Origin of the sequence: Rhodococcus sp. APC 3903 (genome assembly GCF_030407755.1) — a bacterium.
GTDB classification, from domain to species: Bacteria; Actinomycetota; Actinomycetes; order Mycobacteriales; family Mycobacteriaceae; genus Rhodococcus_F; species Rhodococcus_F erythropolis.
The window spans coordinates 1-1387 of record NZ_JASDCV010000082.1 but is presented as its reverse complement, the minus strand read 5'-3'; the positions used below and the strand labels follow the sequence as shown (position 1 = coordinate 1387).

The window sequence follows — 1387 nt, the reverse complement described above, 5'->3', positions numbered from 1 at the left end:
GGGACTGTTTCGCAATCGGTGTTTTGGCCCGAGAAGCTGAGTGAATGCTCGGCGAGGAGGTGCTGAGATGACGACACTGGAAGATGTGACAAAGAAGAGGGCCGAGCCCTCCGCGGAAGCTTCGGCGGCCGCGGAGTTGGTGCGTCTGGCCAAGGAGCAGGGCCTGTCGCTGACCGGGCCGGACGGCCTGCTCAAACAGTTCACCAAAACCGTCCTGGAAACCGCCCTGAACGAGGAGATGACCGAGCACCTCGGGCACGACAAAAACCAAGCTCCGCCCGATCGAGAATCGACGAACATTCGAAACGGAACCAGATCGAAAACGGTGCTGACCGAGGCCAGCGGTCACGTTCCGATCGAGGTCCCTCGTGATCGGGAAGGGACGTTCGAGCCGCAGATCGTCAAAAAGCGCCAACGTCGATTGAACGGGGTCGACGAGATCGTGTTGTCCTTGTACGCGAAAGGATTAACGACCGGTGAGATCTCCGCCCACTTCGCCGAAATCTACGGCGCCTCGGTGTCCAAAGAGACCATCTCGCGGATCACCGACAAGGTCCTCGAGGAGATGCAGGACTGGTCTGCCCGACCACTCGACGAGGTATACGCTGCGATTTTCGTCGATGCAATCGTCGTCAAAGTCCGGGACGGGCAGGTCGCGAACCGGCCGATCTACGCCGCGATCGGCGTCAGCCTCGACGGACACCGCGACGTGCTCGGATTGTGGGCCGGCACCGGCGGTGAAGGCGCCAAGTTCTGGATGAGCGTGCTGACGGACATCCGAAATCGGGGCACCCGGGACGTGTTCTTCCTGGTCTGCGACGGATTGAAAGGCCTGCCGGAGGTCGTCGAGAACGTGTGGCCGGCCACGACGGTCCAAACATGCGTCGTGCATTTGATCCGCAACACCTTTCGGCTCTCAGGACGTCAGCACTGGGACGCACTCAAACACGATCTCAGACCGATCTACACGGCGCCGACCGAGGCTGCCGCTCACGCGGCGCTGGATGATCTCGCCGAGCACTGGGGTGAGAGGTATCCGGCGATCATCCGATTGTGGACCAACGCCTGGCAGGAGTTCATCCCGTTCCTCGATTACGACATCGAGATACGGCGAGTGCTGTGCTCCACCAACGCGATTGAGTCCTTGAATGCCCGATACCGGCGGTCGGTGAAAGCTCGGGGGCATTTCCCTACCGAGGCTGCTGCGCTGAAATGCCTCTATCTGGTGACGCGGTCACTGGACCCGACAGGCAAGGGCCAGGCACGATGGACAACGAGGTGGAAGCCTGCTCTGAACGCGTTTGCGATCACGTTCGCCGATCGTTGGCCGGGATCGGAAACTTACTGATGGAAAACCCGCCGAAACACCGTTAGCGAGATAGACCCC

Annotated in this window: 1 protein-coding gene; it reads left to right on the top strand. The window is 60.9% G+C overall.

What is annotated here, in order from left to right; all coding sequences use genetic code 11:
• Window positions 1-67: 67 nt before the first annotated feature.
• Window positions 68-1348, top strand: coding sequence for an IS256 family transposase (locus QMA15_RS32585; RefSeq protein ID WP_290289314.1), 1281 nt, complete (start codon window positions 68-70; stop codon window positions 1346-1348).
• Window positions 1349-1387 lie beyond the last annotated feature (39 nt).

Coding starts and splice junctions, on each gene's coding strand:
- QMA15_RS32585 (WP_290289314.1), top strand. CDS start 68: ATGACGACACTGGAAGATGTGACAAAGAAGAGGGCCGAGCCCTCCGCG.